This window comes from Bradyrhizobium sp. AZCC 1578, assembly GCF_036924675.1.
Lineage (GTDB): Bacteria > Pseudomonadota > Alphaproteobacteria > Rhizobiales > Xanthobacteraceae > Bradyrhizobium.
This window is the reverse complement of the sequence record NZ_JAZHRZ010000001.1, coordinates 5,553,687-5,569,656: the sequence shown is the minus strand read 5'-3', so window position 1 is coordinate 5,569,656 and position 15,970 is coordinate 5,553,687. Positions and strand designations below refer to the sequence as shown.

Sequence of the window (15,970 nt, the reverse complement as noted above, 5' to 3'; positions counted from 1 at the left end):
ATCTTGGCGTCGAGTTCTTTGCAGGCTTCGCACATGGCCTGACCCCTTCAGCGGAAACCAATCTGAGCAGGGGTCTGCCCGGGTCCTAGCGACTACCTGGCTGCAAGCCGAGCATTCAGACCGACCCTAGCGTCCATCAACGTACCTCCACGCCGGGCCTAAAGGCTTCCTTCGATTTGATCACGGCGAGTGATCGATTAATGGTCTCTTTGTCGGCGTTGGCGTTGTACTCCATTCGCCATCCATTGCTCATGACATAGGCCTGTCCCTTGTCTTCGAACCCGTGGTGAACGCCTTTGAACAGCACGAGTTGAACCTTGTCGCTAACAATTTCTTGGCAAACTTTCGGATCGTTAGCGTTGTCCTTGTCGCCCGTAAAAATGATGAGCTGCGTCGAGAACTTTACCTTGGTCAGACCAGCACAACCCGGCGAGACGGCAAAGACAACGGCGAAAGTGTTGCGGTGATTGGATGAGTAGTGCGAATGGCTGACCATCATCACTGCGGTACCGCCATTGCTCCGACCCATCACGTAGACTTCGCTGGGGACAGCAAGCTTGTTCTCGATCAGATAGTCGAGCACCGAGTAGGCGTCTTCGGCTCGCCGCCAGCCCCAGTGGTAATTGGCTTCGCCGCAAGTCCGTTTAACGTTGCGTGGCTTGAAGCTGTCGAGGATCACCACGCCAATGCCATTGTCGAGAAAAACCTTGGCCTTTTCCTTGGCCCAAATGGCGACCGCCTTGGACAAGCCGGTGCAGCCGTGCATCAAGATGATGAACGGCACCGGACCGGTGCTGCCTTTAGGCTTGATGATTTCGGCACTGAGCACACCGTCCTTCTGCACCTTGCTCCCTTCGTCCGGTGCACCATTGAGAAAGTTCTTTGACAAGCCTGAGCGGTGCTTGTTGTCTGGAGTGTAGACTGCATCATAGTTGTGCGCGTAGTCACCCTTCCAAGGTACCTCGACCATTTCGGCTGACGCTGCCGTGGTGATTAACGTCAGTATCAGCATCGGGAAAATCCGTTTCATTTCTTACGTGTCCCGCGGAAAATAAAGGCGTGAGTGTAAGGCTGATCGAGGGTTGAGGATACTCCGGGCCGAGAGGATTCGGCGTCGCGGTTAATCGGCACGGCGCGCCAGCCTGCCACCTCGCCAGGAACGGCAGGCCACGCGACCTTGCGTTTGGTTGCGGCCCTACTCCTGGATTAGATCGGCGCGAAGCGCTCGCTACCCTGCAGCCTGTTGACAGTGGATGAAAAACGCATTCCTCGCCCTGACCGCTGCGGCGCTGCTGGTGCTTGTTGCATCGGCCACCGCGCTCGTGAACGACACCGGGGCGCTCTCGGTATCGCCGACGTCGCGGGCCATCGCCCGAGACGTCGGCGATATCCAGCGACCGGCCGGTCAGGGCCTTCTAGGAGAGACGGTGCACGGGTGAACCTCCGAAAGCGTGTGTTAGCCAAAACGGATCAGAAGGGTGAAATACCCGAGGAGCAACAGCATGACCCCACACATCCCCGAGGAGATTTCCACCAGCTTGATCGACTGGAGTCCCTTCGTGCTCGTGGGCAACTCGATGCCGCCCCGAGATCCTAAGGAAGACGAAGAGGACCGCGCCGACGAACCACCGGTCGTGCGCAAGCCAGACGAGACTAGCGCTCATCCTGCGAAAAGGCCAAAGCGCCGGCTTGTGGCTCGCGTGCATTTGGCGCGAAAGACCGGCGCGGTATCGTCCCCCACCAGACAGCAGACGATGAGATTAGTATCGATTGCGAGAATGCCGCCGTTTCGCCTCGGCGGCGATCCCTGGCTCCATATCCGCAATCGACGTTGCTGGCCCCTTATAGGGTAGGGAGCCGAACACGTCTTTTGGTCGGGTGGGCGCAAAGACAGGCTTCGCCTTCAACAACACGCCCTCGGGCGTATCCTCCACCATCAGTTCCGTTCCCGCTGGCCAGTGCCGCTGTTCCCGGATCGCCTTGGGCAATATCACCTGGCCCTTGGTCGAGACGGTGGTGGTCAGTTTCTGTCTGGTGGACATGGCGGCTTCACCCGGTAAGACAAGAGCTAAGATATTCGTGCTTGAGCCGGATGGCAAAGGCCCACCTATTCGGGAACCCGCGGCCCGTGGCGTGCCTGATGATGCTTGATTTGACCGATTGCTACGAAGCCAAAGTCGGCAATACGTATCCACATACTCCGGTGAAGGCGGAAATTGAGCTGGCGAATTCGGTCTGACGAGGCAGGCAGCGTGGCTGTCGGCGACTGCGAGCCGATTGTTCTTCGCCGACGTGGCTCTAGATCTCCTTCGGTTCAGTTGAACGCCTCAGATCCAGGCGGCGATCGAACCGGTCAAGACGTCCACCCGCGCGCAAGGCCGCGCCGGCCAGGCTTGGACGAGAAAGCGGCAGGCCCGCCCCGGCGCTGGGCGCGGTTCGACCGTTGACAACCTTGAATAGGCCGCGGCGGCCCGCAAACCCGCCCAAAATTCAGCGTTGCGTTCGGCACAATTGGGGATTTTCTCCATGCTGACCCAGATCTATGAGATTTCCAGCCCGGACGAAGCGCGGGGCGTTTCGGAGATCGGTATCGACCACGTCGGGATTCTGGTCGGCGACGGCGAGTTTCCGCGCGAGCAGCCGCTCTCCCAGGCGGCGGAAATTGCGGCTGCGATAGCGGCGCCGGCGAGGTTTTCAGCGCTGTTTCTCACGGCGCGAGTGGACTTGATCATCGAATGGGCGCGCGCGCTTCAGCCGGCGATCGTTCACCTTGGCACAGCGCCTGAGCTGCTCGCTGCGGATCAGTTGGCTACAATCAAAGCTGTGCTGCCGGGCAGATTAATCATGCGGAGCGTGCCAGTCTACGGGGAGGAAAGCGTCCGCATCGCTCGGAGCTATGAGGGCGTTGCGGACTATCTTCTGCTTGACAGCCACCGCCCCTCGGACAAGCAGATCGGCGCGCTCGGCCTTCCGCACGACTGGAGCATCAGCCGACGCATCGTCGAAGCGGTCGGCACCCCCGTGATCCTCGCCGGAGGGCTTGGTCCCAACAATGTCGCACAGGCGATCAGCATTGTCCGGCCGGCCGGCGTCGGACATCGCCAAGATGACGCAGATGACCCGGAACGGACATTTGCTCCGAACGAACTCGATCCCCGCGCAGCTCGTTTGGTGTCTTTGATCGTATCGCGCATCGGTGGTATGACCATGCGCGCTGCATCACGTGGAAACCCGACAAGTGTTCTGCAAGATTATCGTTAGTTTCTGATGCAACGTCTGCCGCTTCGCACCCGGGCTCGACTTCGTGACGTGACTAAGCCCCTGGGACAAGGCGCGGTGGGTGCGTTGACGATCGGAATCTTGCGTACCGCCCGCTATTTCGATCCGATCAAGACTGCCAACCTGTTCGGCCAGATCGCCCGCTCAGTCGGGCCCATGATGCGGGAGCAAAAGATCGGTCGCGCCAATCTGACCGCCGCATTTCCGGAGAAGCCGCCTGCAGAGATCGAGGCCATTCTCGCAGGCGTCTGGGATAATCTCGGTCGAGTCGGCGCCGAATTCGCGCATCTTGATCACATCTGGGAGTACGATCCCGCACGGCCCGAGGATAGCCGGATCGAAATCGAGAAGCGCTCATACGAATTGTTTACGCAGCTGCGGCTCGACGGCAAACCGGCGCTGATCTTTGCAGGCCACCTCGCCAACTGGGAACTTCCCGCGCTGGCTGCCGTTGCGCACGGGCTGGACGCCGCGATCCTGTATCGCCGGCCCAACATCGCGTCGGCCGATCGCATCATCCAGGATATGCGCGCCGTAAAGATGGGCACACTGATTCCGGCTGGTCGTGACGCACCCCTAAAACTTGCGGAGGCCCTGAAGAATGGTCAGCATGTCGGGATGCTGGTCGACCAGTATCTTGCCAACGGCGTCGAGGTTACTTTCTTTGGCCGCAAGACCAGGGCCAATCCGACGCTGGCCCGGCTGCTGCGGCAGATCGAGTGCCCGGTTCATGGCGTACGCATCATCCGCCTGCCCGGACACCGCTTTCGTGCCGAATTGTCCGAAGATGTGAAGCCGGTCCGCGACGCCGCCGGGCAAATCGACATTCAGGGAACGATGCAGGCGGTCACGTCGGTGATCGAGGGCTGGATCCGGGAATATCCCGATCAGTGGCTGTGGCTACACCGTCGCTGGCGGTAGCGCCTGCCTAACCCCCGTGGCCCTCACCGGAGGCATACCGTCCAGCTCGGCAATGCGGCGGTCAATCTCACCGATCACGCGCTTCGAGAACGGCCCGAGGTGCATGTACAGCGCCATCAGCATCACGATGTAACGGAGAGCGCCTGGGTTGGTCTTTGCGACCTCGACGAAGGTCTTCCAGAAGGGCTCGCGAACCTCCGGCACGGCCCGCATGATCTCGTGTACGCTGTCGATGCCGCCAAGTCTTTTGCGCACGTCGCCATCCGGCAGGTCGCGGCGCCGGTCGGATCGGTCGAGCATGACGGCGAGCCGTGACAGCCGTCCTGCATATGCTGTCGGACTGAACACGTGCCCGAGCACGGCCTTATAATCGCTAAGGACATCACGAAGCGGACGCTTGGTGTCGAAGTTGCAGCCGAGCGTGCATTGGTCGCCCGCCTGCTCGACGTTCATAAGATCGTGGCCTTTGTGCAGGCGGCCTTCCTTGGCTAACCGGCGCGTCAGCTGTGTGCCAGGCAGCGCATAAAGCAGTCCAACCATGCAGACCGGAATGTTCGCCTCCTCGATGAAGTCGATCATTGCCTGTCCCATCGAGGCTTTCTCGGTATCGAACCCGACGATGAAGCCCGCGGTGATGAACATGCCGTATCCATAAATCTTATGGATGCACTCGGCAATGTTGCGCCTGGTGTTCTGCTTTTTCTTCATCTGCACGAGCGTCTCTGGATCCGGGCTCTCGATGCCGACGAAAATTCCGAAGAAGTTCGCTTCCTTCATTGACTGCAACAGCTCGCTGTCGTCCGCGATGTTGATCGAGGCTTCGGTCGAGAACTCAAACGGATAGTCGTGCTCTTCCAGCCAGGCTTTGAGCCGCGGCAGTAGGGTGCGGAGGTTTTTCTTGTTGCCGATGAAATTGTCGTCGACGAAATCGACATGCCCACGATATCCGTGATCGTAGAGCGCTTGCAGCTCAGCGAGAATCTGATCGTTAGTCTTGGTGCGCGGCACGCGACCATACAGCTCGATAATATCACAGAACTCACAGGTGAACGGGCAGCCACGCGAATATTGCACGCCAATGAACAGATAATGATCGAACTTGATCAGATCGTAGCGGGGCATCGGGCTTAGCGTGACGTCCGTCTCGAATTTCTCGGCGACAAACACGCCCTTGCGCTCGCCGCTTTCCCAGGCGGCGATGAAGTGCTCGATGATTTGCTCGGCCTCGCCGAGCACCTGGAAGTCCGCGTCCGCGTAAAGATGCGGGCTGGAGGAGATGTCAGGCCCACCGACACATACTGGCTTGCCGTGCAGGTGGGCGAGATCGATCAGGTAAATGGCATCGGGCTGCTGGTTGAGCATGCCGCCGATCATTACGAGATCGGCCCAGTCGAGGTCCGCGTCCGTCAAAGCCTCGGTGTTACGGTTGATGAGACGGATGTCCCAATGCTTCGGCAACATGGCGGCGACGGTGATCAGTCCGAGTGGCGCCGCCGGATACTTCGCGCCGACGAGTTCGCAGGCTTCCGTATAGTTCCAAAACGAGCTCGGAACGAACTTCGGATAGATCATCAAGACGCGGCAGGGGGTCGTCATGCTGCTCCGGCCCGGGCGTTGAGGGCACAATGCCACGCAGTTTGTCGGGGCTCAAGAGCTCGATTCGCTCGTCGATACAGCCATTGAGAGTCTGGGGGCGATTGTCAGATGCGGCGATGCTGGAGGGCGGAGTTCCAACAGGAGGCATAGGTAGGCACCGTTTCCGCGGGAAGCTGTATACGTCCGCGTGTGGCCACTTCAGAGACCTGCCAACAGCCGGTCACAACGTCTGCTGTTCGGGGTAGACCGGAAGTGACGGCCTGGCCGCCCAAACGGCGCTCATGACCCGTTTCCGACATTCAATCCTAGAAACGATCATCCGAGGAGTAATTTTGCGACCGCGGCGACCAGGCCAACCACCGAACTGCCAAAGCCAATCATCGCGGCAATCACAGGTGGGGCCTTAAACGGGTTGGTCGGGAGCACAATCGGCTGTTCGCCACGGACTCGATCCACAACATCCAGCATCTCTGCATCGTTCTTGAAGACTCGCCTTTCATCTTCCGCTCGTCTAACAACCTCATTAGCAAGTCTTAGTCCCCTAAACTGATCTAATGGTAGCGTCTCCATTTTCGTGTAGAGGATCGCTTTGCCCGCAGGATTGGATTCCTTGAAGCTTTTCAGGCAGTCGTAGCCTGAGGGGTTTCCGCCGATATGCCCGATTAGGAGATCAATCCGGTGCGGGCGCCCCCACCCCCAAAACCGCTTTCCTGCGGCTTCCTTCAACTCTTTTAGCTTCTTAGTCTCGACATTGCTCCCGTTGCGGGAGGTTTGTAGAGCGACGACCTCCGTCTTGTCTGGAAACTTTTCCTCAAGGCGAGCCTTGAGGTGGTGAAGGCGATCGGGGCTTAGTCGACGACGACGATGCGATACGTCATAGTTCCCTCCTGTCAATCCAAAGCCGACCTCCTATTCAGCGCGAACGCGCTTGACCTGTTGATTCATCGATCGGGAGCGAAGCGGGACTTGCCAATCCGCTGGGCAATCGCATCCCAGGTCTGCTCGCAAGTTTCAGCATTGCGAGATCGCGCAGACGAGAGCGTAGAGCCAAAGCAGTCTCGGTCAAGGGCAGCGGTCCAATAACGACCAGACGCCCATTTATGGTTGGGCACGGCTGCTCCCGTTGCTGGCGTTGCCATTGAGTTCCGCCGGCCTCCGAATAGTCTCCTCGGGTTCTCACACGGCCTGGGCCTCAAGCAGAACAGCGCTTAAGCCGTTGTCATGTCGGCCGACAGAGGCAGACCGGACGTCGGTCTATGCTGGCCTCCACCGCCGCTTGTGACCCAAGCCAGTCATCATGAACGACGCGAGACGTTCAGCCATCGACCTCAGCGTAGGTTCGGACTCACATCCTGCAGCCGTCACACATGGAGTGGCCGGACCTCTTGCGGCCAACCACAAGCAATTGCGAGCTTGCCGGCCCAAAACTTCGCCGACTCTTGCTCGGAGACATCAACGACCGTGAAGCCACCGAGATACTCCGGGGCGTTGGAATACCGACCTTCGCTAAACTGCAGTTCGCCGCTGATGTTATTAGCACTGAAAGCCTTGCTCAGATCTTCATCTACTCCCGCGGCGAAGATGAGCACGCCCGCTTCCTTCATCTCGGCCACGACTGCCCTAGCCAACGGTCCGCGAGACTGAAACCACTCTTTGGAGTGATTGACACACCGAGGTTTCGTCAATCCGTCTATGCCCCGAAGCAACGACTCCGTCCGTGTTGCCAGGACATGGCTTTGCCGGTGACGGCGAAGCTATGCCACGAGCCCGGGGCAGCAGAATCCCCAAATCGAAACGATCCGCGACGACATGGCCGAGTAAACGCGCTCGCTCAGGCGGCGCTTCTCCGGTACCGGGTCGCACCACAAGCGCGCGGGCACACCCGTCTCCGGCAACATGCCAGTCAGACTCGCGGATAGACGCGCTTTGCGCGGGGACGGCGTGGATTGATGGACCAGGGACAGCGCCTCGGGCCGGCGGGGCCGTGCAGTGCCCGTGGTCAGACCGAAGAAGTGGAAGGAAGCAAACCCTTATTTCACGATGCGTGTATCCGAGAATGTTGGGCAAGAGGCGCGCGCTCAAACGCTCGGCCCCACGACCTCGATGGGACGCACCAGCCGCTCACCAAGATCATCGCCAAGACCGAGGACAGTTACCCGCACGCCGACTGTTTTTAGGATGATGCTACGGGGTTACTTGCAAACAAGCGCGGCAACGCAAATACTCTCGCTAAAATCGGAGCACGCTATGATTACAACTCTTAGTCGGCGGACATCGATTTTCTTGGTCCTATCTCTCCTATCTCCGATACCAACCGTTCTGCGGGCCGCAGAATTGAGCTTGGGTGAAATAGCCACAGCGATAAAAGATCTCGCAATTTTCATGATCAAAAGGGGCGATCTAGAGACGAGGGAAAAGCGCAAAGTCAGTGCTGCTCAAATAGGCGCGCGGATGATTCGTATCGCTGCAATGGAGCGCATTTTTGCGGAGTACTTGCAGAGCAAGCCCGCAACGATGAGTGAATTTTCGCCCCACGATCAAATGTTAGTCGATCAAGAGCTCAGACGCATCGATCGCGAAATTGCGAATTTTGCGGAGGACCTACGCGAGATAGATCCTGCATGGGCAGCTAAAAATCCGAAGCTCTACAATGAACTATTCGCGATCGGTCACGGAAAGGGATTGTGGTGGGCCGTTAGATTCCGACACTACGACGCAAACCAGGACGTTGGCCGGTTGCGAGCTTGGATGAATGCCGAAGCTAAGGAGCTCGAGATCGCAGCTGCCGGAATCCAATCAGGGCTAACTCCCTAACTGGCAACAACACGCACCCACCGGCCTTCAAATTTTTTCGGCCGCCCCTCGCCCGCTCCGCCACCCCCTTGCGCGCGCCGCCAGTGAAGGCCGACGCGCTGGGCGATTGAGCCGAAGCCGCGCTGCCGGCGGGCGGGCGCCCGCTGATAATGGGGGCGGCCCAATAACCGAGGGGGTTAAGCAATGAACCAAGAGCGAATCGAAGAACTGAAGATCAAGAAGATCACGCATAGACTTGTCATTAACGTTCGCCACTGGAGTGGCAGCGACAGCCACACCGACAGCGTCGCGATCGTGTCAGACACGCCGTTCGCCACCATCCGCAACGGCGAGCGCATCCGGATCGGCGGTGTCGAGGGATTTCCAGAATCTAGACTGATTACCGGCGTGGTCAGGAAGGTGTCGCATACCATCTCCGGCGGCCCCCTCGATTTTACCCAAACAGTGACAGTCGACGTCGACCAGGATCGAGAGCCATAGGGCCTGATGATCATCGCTATCAGATCGTTGACCCGCGCGCTCTCGGCCGCCGCACAATTCGCGAACCCGCATCCTCTCATCGTCGCGGCGCTCTTCCCGGCTATCGCAATCGGCCTCATCGGCCTCGCGGTGCTCGGTGCCATCTCGCTCGTGAAGATGCTCATCGCGATATGACAGAGCAGAAGCACCACGAGCGGAACACGTGCATCATCAGGTTGCCGTGCAGGTCGTCGCGAACCTTCGCCGCGACGCCCGTAGATGCGGCGTGCGCCGACGCGCGGCGGCGGCGATCTTGAAGGGCGTCAGGGCTAAGCAGGCTCCGTCTCGCAGCTATCTGGGCTTATCAGGCCGCTGGGTGCTCTAATTCCAGCACGCGCAGTCCAGCGGGTGTAATCTCGTATCTGCCATCTGGGCGGCGTACCAGCCACCCAGCTCTGACCATCTCCTGCGCAGTCTGCACGCTACAAACAGGATGACTGCCGCCGGGGTAGTAGAGCCTGTCAGTTCGGTCGATAAGGTATCCGTACAGCCGAGCTTGCCGGAGCGCTCTAATTCTCGGCTTCTCCATACCCTCACATAGTCACCAGGGCCGGGAATTGCGACTCTACGCTCTGCCGATCCGGCCTGACGTCGGCGCCGTTTCCTGGTCGCTCGCGTTGCATCGGGGGCACGCCGCGGCGCCGCCGATGGTGTCCTAATTCCCACAGTGCGAGCGCAAAAGCGTCTCTCTGTCGGATTTCGAACCGACTGGCCGGACCCATTCGTTTGAACCTGTTCGCATTTCATTGGTAGCCGTTTTGGCGGTCGAAAAATGGATGCTCTAGGTATCGCGCTGATTGTCATTGGCCTCGCCATCGTTTGCAGCGGACTCATCTTCCTGCGCGGATTCTCGGAGAAGCCCAACGAGGAGAGCACGGCAATCGCGGAATTTGAGCGCTCCCAAGTAGGTGGATCTGGGGAGATTCCCCAGGGCGAAGCCGCAGGCGTGCCTCAGCATGTGGGCGATCCATTCGAGCGCCACCTGCTCGAAGATCTAAATGCGATGGATCCGGAGGTGCGCAGCGAGTGCGGCAAAGATTCATTAGGCCCGATGGGTGAAGCACCGCGCCGACCCGACTAGATCGACCAGCCGTCTGTCGTCGTATTGGCGTCCAGTCGGTCGAGCGCCTCCCTCACCTTCGACCAGAAGCGCGCGATGTCGCCGGTTAAGGCCGACGCCTCGCGCTCGCGGGCGAAGCCGAAGGCGCCGGAGCCCTTCCGCGCCCAGAGGTGCTCGGCCGCCGCCTGCGGCGACATGCGGCCCCAGAGGGGCCCGCGCAGTCGTTTTGCCATCCCCGCCCATTTGCTCCGGCGCCCGCCAGCGTCGCGGCGACGCCAGCACAAAGGCCCGGGCTGGAGCACCGGGCCTTTGTCCCTGACTCGACCTGCTGTGTGAGTTTCAGGACGAAGCGAACCGACGATGGCCGAATCATGCCAAAACCTCGGGTGCAATTGGGGCAGGCATCCGCATGCGGTGCGCGGCACGCCTGGACGCAATCAGCTTTGGATAAATTTGACGGTCGAGATCGGCTATCGACCCTCATGTCCTCCGATTGAAACGGACACGCCGACTGCATTGCGCAATGTCCGCTCTCAGGGGCAAAGCGGAAAAAATATACTCACGTTGAGTTTTTCCGGTTTTGACACGAAGCGGACGACGATTGGGGAGCAACCTGCTTTGCGATCCGAGGCGTATGTCATCCCATCGCTGTACTGCTTTGACGGTCGCGGCACGAAACAACCCCTCGGTGTTGCGCGCCAGCACCCTCGTGGTTGGGCCAATTGACTGTCGTACAGCCGACCAGATCGCCGCATCAGCTCAACAAGTGAGAACCATTATCCAAAGTACGCCTCGTGCACTTGCTTCGTTTGACTGAGCTCGCCTGGCTCGCCAGCGGCGACGACGCGGCCCTTGGAGAGGACGTAGCCGTAGTCGGAGATCGCGAGCGTCTGATGGACGTTCTGTTCGACCAGGAATACGGTGATGCCCTGCTGGTTGATGCGGCGGATGATATTGAAGTTCTCCCGCACCAGGATGGGCGCGAGGCCGAGCGAAGGCTCGTCGATGAGGAGAAGCTTCGGCGCGCGCATGAGTCCCCGGCCAATCGAGACCATCGCCTGCTCGCCCCCCGACATGGTGCCGGCAAGCTGATCGCGGCGCTCGCCGAGCCGCGGAAAGGTGGCATAGACATGCGCCAAGCGCTGCGCAACAGCCGCGTCCGATGTCTCCTGATAAGCGCCGATGCGCAAATTTTCTTCGACCGTGAGCTTCGCGAATACCCGCCGACCTTCGGGAATACAGGCAATGCCGGCCGCGATCACCCGGTGGGTCGGGAGTCCCGCAAGGTCCGCACCGCCGAATCGGATGCTGCCCCTGTTCGGTGGCGTCAGTCCGAGGATCGAGCGGATCAAAGTGGTCTTGCCGGAGCCGTTGGAACCGAGGAGACAGGTGATCTTGCCCGACGCTGCCGTCAGCGAGACGTTCTCCAGCACGTTGGCCTGATCATAGGCGGTGGAGACGCCTTCGATCACGAGCGCGTTGGCCTCGTCGTTTGTCATTGCAGACCCAGATACGCTTCTTGCACCATTCGGTCGGCGGCGATCTCCGCGAATGTACCAGCGGCGATCTTGCGGCCGAAATTGAGCACCACGCAGCGATTGGTGATGCGTTCGATGACACCCATCTCATGCTCGACGATCACGATCGAAAGCCCGTCGAGTCGCTTCCGCACTTCCAATATATCGTCCATGAGCTGGCTCGTTTCCTCGTGCGTCATGCCGGCGGAGGGCTCGTCCAGCAGCAGCAGCTGGGGGCGGCTGATCAGCGCGCGGCAGATCTCGATGCGGCGGCGGTCGATCATGGGCAGGCCCGCGACCGGCTCCAGCATGCGCCGAGCGAGCGGCGGATCGAACACCTCGACCAGCGCTTGCGCTTTGGCAAAGCTCTCCTCGAATTCGGCCTTGAATGCTTGGCGCCTGACGAGGTTGAACCACAGGCCCTGGTTCAGGCGCTTGTGGTTGCCGATCATGATGTTGTCGAAGATCGACAGCGGCAGGGACAGCCGCGAACGCTGAAAGGTGCGCGACACTCCTGCATGATAGATGGCTTGCGGGGTGGCCCGTGTAATCTCGGCGCCGTCCAATGACACGTGACCTGCGTCTGCCCTGTAGATCCCGGTGATGACGTTGAAGAATGTGGTCTTGCCGGAGCCGTTCGGGCCAATCAGGCCAACAATCTCGCCCCGTGCAACATCGAAGTCGAGATGATCGAGAGCCAGTACGCCGCCGAAACGCCTGGTCAAACCCCGTGCCTCGAGCACCAGCGGCATTTCTTCACGCGGCGCGGGATTTTGCGTCATGGCCGCCATCCGGGGAAATATCTGCGCACCGGCCGCGGCAACAGGCCCTCGGGCCGGAACAGCAGGACCATCATGACCAACGCGGCATAGAGCAGAAAGCGATATTCCTGGATGACCTGCAGCTTCTCCGGAACGATGACGACGATCACGGTTGCCACGGCCACGCCCCAGGGATTGCCGATGCCCCCGAGCAGCAGGATCGATACAAAAACGAGCGAGTCGGCGAACGTATAGTTGTTGGGTTGGACGAAGCCGACGACCATCCCATGCAACGTGCCGGCAACGCCGATTAGGAAATTGCCGAGCAGGAAGGCCGTTATCTTCCAACGTACGATATTGAGTCCGAAGCAACCGGCAGCGGTCTCGTCCAACCGCAGCGCATCGAGATTGAGGCCGATCCAGGACCGCTCGAGCCGTCGTACGACCACGAAAGCCAAGACCACGATCATCATGCTTATGACGAAATAATTGAGATAGAACGACAGCTCGACCCCACCGATCTCGATATTGTCATTGAACGACCATCCGAGGATCGTCATGCCTCGCACCTGAAGCCCCTGGGGACCTCCAAGGACGTCGTTTACCTCCAGAAAAGTCTTGAACAGGAGGGCAAACGCGATGGTGACCACCGCCGCGTAGTGACCGCGCGTGCGCAAGACGGGCAGCAGGAGGAGCGATCCGATCAGCGCCGCCATGAGCCCGCCAATCAGCAGCACGAGCAAATGCGGAATGGCAGTGTGCTGATTGAGCACGGCAGCGGTGTAGGCGCCTATGCCAAAAAACGAGGCGCCTGCAAAGTTCAGCACCCCCGCATAGCCGAATTGGATGCTCAGCCCAAGTGTCGCGACGGTGTAAAGCACCACGGTGCAGACAAGCAGCAGGACGAAATGGTCTTCGTGGAAGACCGCCCCAACCGCGAGCGCCGCGACAATCGCGAGCAGCCCCAGCGCGTCTTCCCGCTCGCTGAAACTGTGCGCAACGGGCTTCAGCAATCCGAGACGGTTGGCCGCGACAACGGCGCCGATACCAAGGGCCAGCAGCGCGATGATCGCTTTCTGATTTTCGACCCGCAGGAGGATGATCAGGAATACCGTGACCAAGACCACGGCAGCGGCTCCCGGCAGGAGCGACCGCCCTCCATCGTTCCCCGAAAGCGCCATGTCACACCCGCTCGCTCAACTTCTCTGGAATGAGACCGGTCGGTCGCCATGCCATGAGCGCGATCACCACGGCGAATGCAAACACATCCTTGTAAGCGCTCGCGAAGGGCAACGCGACGGCGCCGATGGTCTGCAGCCCGGCGAACAGGAATCCGCCGAGTATCGCACCGTAGATATTGCCGAGCCCCCCGATGATGGCGGCGCTGAATCCCACCACGCCGAGATAGAGCCCGATACCGAAATTGATTTCGTTGTAGTAGAGACCGTTCATCAATCCCGCGAAGGCAGCCAGGGCGGAGCCGATAGCAAACGTAATCAGCACGATGGCATTGAAGTTCACGCCCATGGTCTTGGCTGTCTCCTCATCCTGCGCGACGGCGCGGATCGCGAGCCCGAGCTTTGTCCGGTTGAGCAGAAGCTGCAGACCGACGATCACAAGTGCGCCGGCCGCCAGGAGGATCGCGTTGTCCAGCCTGAGGTTGAAATTGCCGATGTTGATGGAGTCAGCCGGCAGCAGCCGCGGAAACGGCTTCGGATTTGCGCCGTCGGGATAGAAAAGCCGCACGGCTTCACGCAGAACCGTGCCTAGCATCAACGTGATCAGAAGTGTGTTGAGGGCCGGGGCGGAGCGCAAAGGCAGGATGAATGCCCGCGCGATAAAGGCCCCCAACAACGCCATGGCGCCGATGGCCGCCACCAGCATGGCCAGGAGCTCCACCGCATCGGAGGTGAGGCCGATGCTCTGCAGTCCAATGAATGAGGCCAGCGCCGTGAAGGCGCCGACCGTGAGCACGTCGCCATGCGAGAACTTGATAACGTCCAGCACGCCGAAAAACAGTGTAAAGCCCACGGCAACCAGCGCGTACATCATGCCGAGCATCAGCCCATTCATAGTGTACTGGGCAACCAGCCCCAGATCCATGCCGCGACTCCAGCCTGTCGGGAGCAAGACGGGAAGGTGCTAAACCTTTGCTCCCCCGCCTAGGCTACTACTGGCCCGGAAGCTTGCGTTTTCCCGACACATATTCGCTGTCCTCCCAGACCACCCATTTTCCATCCTGGACCACGAAAGCGGTAATGAGGGCGACCGTGTTCTGTCCGTGGTCGTCAAAGGTGATCTTGCCGACGATCGAGTCGCGATCCTTCACCTTGTTGAGGGTTGCTTGCACCTTCTTGCGGTCGGACCCCACCTGCTCGATCGTGTCGAGGATCAGGTTCATGGCTGCGAAGGCGAAGCCGCCATAGGCCTCGGGCGGGTTCGGGTAATTCTGGTCGTTGTATTTCTCCAGGAAGAACTTTCCACCCGGCAGCCGCTCCGTTGGGGCGCCTTCGATGAAGGAGAGCGAGCCTTCCGCCAGCTTGCCGAGACCGTCGATATAGGAATCGGACTTGATCCCCGATGTTCCATCGAACAGCACAGTGTTCAGCCCGAGCTTGTCCATCTGACCGCGGATGCGCACGCCGATCGGCGTCAAGCCGCCGAAATAGATTGCTTGCGGATTGAGCGACTTGATCTGGGTGAGTTCGGCGCTGAAATCCTGCTGGTCGGAGGTGACACCGAAGGTGCCGACGATCTTGCCGCCGTGCTTGGCGAGCGCTTCGCTAAAATACTTGTTGTGTCCCTTGCCGTAGTCGGTTGTGTCGTGAATCACCGCAAAGGTCTTGTAGCCGAGGCTCGATAGCAGCTCCGCGTTGCGCTCGTTCTGATTGATCATCGTGCCGTTGACGCGGTGCACCTCGGAATACTTGTTCCGATAGGTGATGTCGGGCAGGACCGCGCCCCACACGATCACCGGCAGGCCGAACTTGTGATAAACGTCGACCGTGGCGATGGCCACCGCCGAGCAGTAATGCGTCGCAGCCGCGATGATCTCCTTGTCGGTCGCAAGCTTGGTCGCCTGTTGAACGCCGACATTCGGCTTGCATTCGTCGTCGAGCGCGACCATCTCGTATTCGTACTTGGCCGTTGCATCCGCATTGCGGAGTCGCACAGCGAGATCTGCGGAATTGCGCCCGCCGAGACCATTGGCGGATGTGCCGCCGGTCAACGGACCGATAAAGCCGACCTTGATCTTTTCCTTGGCATGGGACGACGACACGACAGCAACGCCCAAGGCCCCGGCGCAAATGAAAGCGGCTGCAAGCGGCAGAAACCTGTTCATGCGGACCTCCCTCAAGTCCGTCTTGCCCCAGCCGGCGAACATCGCGGATGGACGGTTGCGACGGAGGATGCTGCAGCCTAGCGCTCGCGTTTTCCCATGGCTAGTCAAGCCTTGGCCGACCTCTTTAAGACGCTGGTGACCGCAACTCAGAATTGCGCAT

The 15,970-nt window shown here is 59.9% G+C and carries 18 protein-coding genes; 7 read left to right on the top strand and 11 right to left on the bottom strand.

What is annotated here, in order from left to right:
• Nucleotides 1–136: 136 nt before the first annotated feature.
• Nucleotides 137–1,030, bottom strand: coding sequence for a dienelactone hydrolase family protein (locus tag V1290_RS26720; protein ID WP_334367134.1), 894 nt, complete (start codon nucleotides 1,028–1,030; stop codon nucleotides 137–139).
• Nucleotides 1,031–1,253: 223 nt separating this feature from the next.
• Here V1290_RS26720 and V1290_RS26715 point away from each other — a divergent pair, with 223 nt between their 5' ends.
• Nucleotides 1,254–1,439 (top strand): hypothetical protein, encoded by a 186-nt coding sequence (locus V1290_RS26715; RefSeq protein WP_334367133.1) that lies wholly within the window; start codon nucleotides 1,254–1,256, stop codon nucleotides 1,437–1,439.
• 321 nt (nucleotides 1,440–1,760) lie between these two features.
• On the opposite strand, the gene V1290_RS26710 is transcribed toward V1290_RS26715, so the two are convergent.
• The gene (locus V1290_RS26710; protein WP_334367132.1) at nucleotides 1,761–2,042 is read right to left on the bottom strand and encodes an AbrB/MazE/SpoVT family DNA-binding domain-containing protein; all 282 of its coding nucleotides are present in this window, start codon (nucleotides 2,040–2,042) and stop codon (nucleotides 1,761–1,763) included.
• A 484-nt stretch (nucleotides 2,043–2,526) separates the two neighbouring features.
• Here V1290_RS26710 and V1290_RS26705 point away from each other — a divergent pair, with 484 nt between their 5' ends.
• Both V1290_RS26705 and V1290_RS26700 read left to right on the top strand, forming a co-directional pair.
• Complete coding sequence (locus V1290_RS26705; RefSeq protein WP_334367131.1) at nucleotides 2,527–3,261, top strand: phosphoribosylanthranilate isomerase; 735 nt, start codon at nucleotides 2,527–2,529, stop codon at nucleotides 3,259–3,261.
• Nucleotides 3,262–3,267: 6 nt separating this feature from the next.
• Entirely contained in the window at nucleotides 3,268–4,200 is a 933-nt protein-coding gene (locus tag V1290_RS26700; protein ID WP_334367130.1) for a lipid A biosynthesis lauroyl acyltransferase, read from the top strand.
• Here V1290_RS26700 and V1290_RS26695 read toward each other — a convergent pair.
• From V1290_RS26695 to V1290_RS26685, 3 genes are all read right to left on the bottom strand, one after another.
• Complete coding sequence (locus tag V1290_RS26695) at nucleotides 4,180–5,796, bottom strand: B12-binding domain-containing radical SAM protein (protein ID WP_334367129.1); 1,617 nt, start codon at nucleotides 5,794–5,796, stop codon at nucleotides 4,180–4,182. The genes V1290_RS26700 and V1290_RS26695 overlap by 21 nt on opposite strands.
• 315 nt (nucleotides 5,797–6,111) lie before the next feature.
• Nucleotides 6,112–6,690, bottom strand: a complete 579-nt coding sequence (locus tag V1290_RS26690; RefSeq protein WP_334367128.1) for a hypothetical protein — start codon at nucleotides 6,688–6,690, stop codon at nucleotides 6,112–6,114.
• Nucleotides 6,691–7,157: 467 nt separating this feature from the next.
• Entirely contained in the window at nucleotides 7,158–7,409 is a 252-nt protein-coding gene (locus V1290_RS26685) for a hypothetical protein (protein WP_334367127.1), read from the bottom strand.
• Nucleotides 7,410–8,136: 727 nt separating this feature from the next.
• Here V1290_RS26685 and V1290_RS26680 point away from each other — a divergent pair.
• From V1290_RS26680 to V1290_RS26665, 4 genes are all read left to right on the top strand, one after another.
• On the top strand, nucleotides 8,137–8,610 hold the full coding sequence (locus V1290_RS26680) for a hypothetical protein (protein ID WP_334367126.1): 474 nt from the start codon (nucleotides 8,137–8,139) through the stop codon (nucleotides 8,608–8,610).
• 183 nt (nucleotides 8,611–8,793) lie between these two features.
• On the top strand, nucleotides 8,794–9,090 hold the full coding sequence (locus V1290_RS26675; RefSeq protein ID WP_334367125.1) for a hypothetical protein: 297 nt from the start codon (nucleotides 8,794–8,796) through the stop codon (nucleotides 9,088–9,090).
• Between the two features lie 6 nt (nucleotides 9,091–9,096).
• Nucleotides 9,097–9,264, top strand: a complete 168-nt coding sequence (locus V1290_RS26670) for a hypothetical protein (protein WP_334367124.1) — start codon at nucleotides 9,097–9,099, stop codon at nucleotides 9,262–9,264.
• 637 nt (nucleotides 9,265–9,901) lie between these two features.
• The gene (locus tag V1290_RS26665; protein WP_334367123.1) at nucleotides 9,902–10,210 is read left to right on the top strand and encodes a hypothetical protein; all 309 of its coding nucleotides are present in this window, start codon (nucleotides 9,902–9,904) and stop codon (nucleotides 10,208–10,210) included.
• On the opposite strand, the gene V1290_RS26660 is transcribed toward V1290_RS26665, so the two are convergent.
• The 6 genes from V1290_RS26660 to V1290_RS26635 all read right to left on the bottom strand — a co-directional run bounded on the left by V1290_RS26660 (nucleotide 10,207) and on the right by V1290_RS26635 (nucleotide 15,810).
• Nucleotides 10,207–10,422, bottom strand: coding sequence for a hypothetical protein (locus V1290_RS26660; protein WP_334367122.1), 216 nt, complete (start codon nucleotides 10,420–10,422; stop codon nucleotides 10,207–10,209). The two genes, V1290_RS26665 and V1290_RS26660, sit on opposite strands and share 4 nt — an antisense overlap.
• A gap of 543 nt (nucleotides 10,423–10,965) precedes the next feature.
• Nucleotides 10,966–11,688, bottom strand: coding sequence for an ABC transporter ATP-binding protein (locus tag V1290_RS26655; RefSeq protein ID WP_334367121.1), 723 nt, complete (start codon nucleotides 11,686–11,688; stop codon nucleotides 10,966–10,968).
• A complete protein-coding gene (locus tag V1290_RS26650) occupies nucleotides 11,685–12,497 on the bottom strand; it encodes an ABC transporter ATP-binding protein (RefSeq protein WP_334367120.1) in 813 nt (270 codons plus the stop codon). The genes V1290_RS26655 and V1290_RS26650 overlap by 4 nt, the downstream gene beginning before the upstream one ends.
• Nucleotides 12,485–13,594 (bottom strand): branched-chain amino acid ABC transporter permease, encoded by a 1,110-nt coding sequence (locus V1290_RS26645; protein WP_334367119.1) that lies wholly within the window; start codon nucleotides 13,592–13,594, stop codon nucleotides 12,485–12,487. Before V1290_RS26645 ends, V1290_RS26650 begins: the two co-directional genes overlap by 13 nt.
• Before the next feature lie 55 nt (nucleotides 13,595–13,649).
• Nucleotides 13,650–14,570 (bottom strand): branched-chain amino acid ABC transporter permease, encoded by a 921-nt coding sequence (locus V1290_RS26640; RefSeq protein ID WP_334367118.1) that lies wholly within the window; start codon nucleotides 14,568–14,570, stop codon nucleotides 13,650–13,652.
• Between the two features lie 67 nt (nucleotides 14,571–14,637).
• Nucleotides 14,638–15,810 (bottom strand): branched-chain amino acid ABC transporter substrate-binding protein, encoded by a 1,173-nt coding sequence (locus tag V1290_RS26635; RefSeq protein WP_334367116.1) that lies wholly within the window; start codon nucleotides 15,808–15,810, stop codon nucleotides 14,638–14,640.
• Nucleotides 15,811–15,970: the final 160 nt, after the last annotated feature.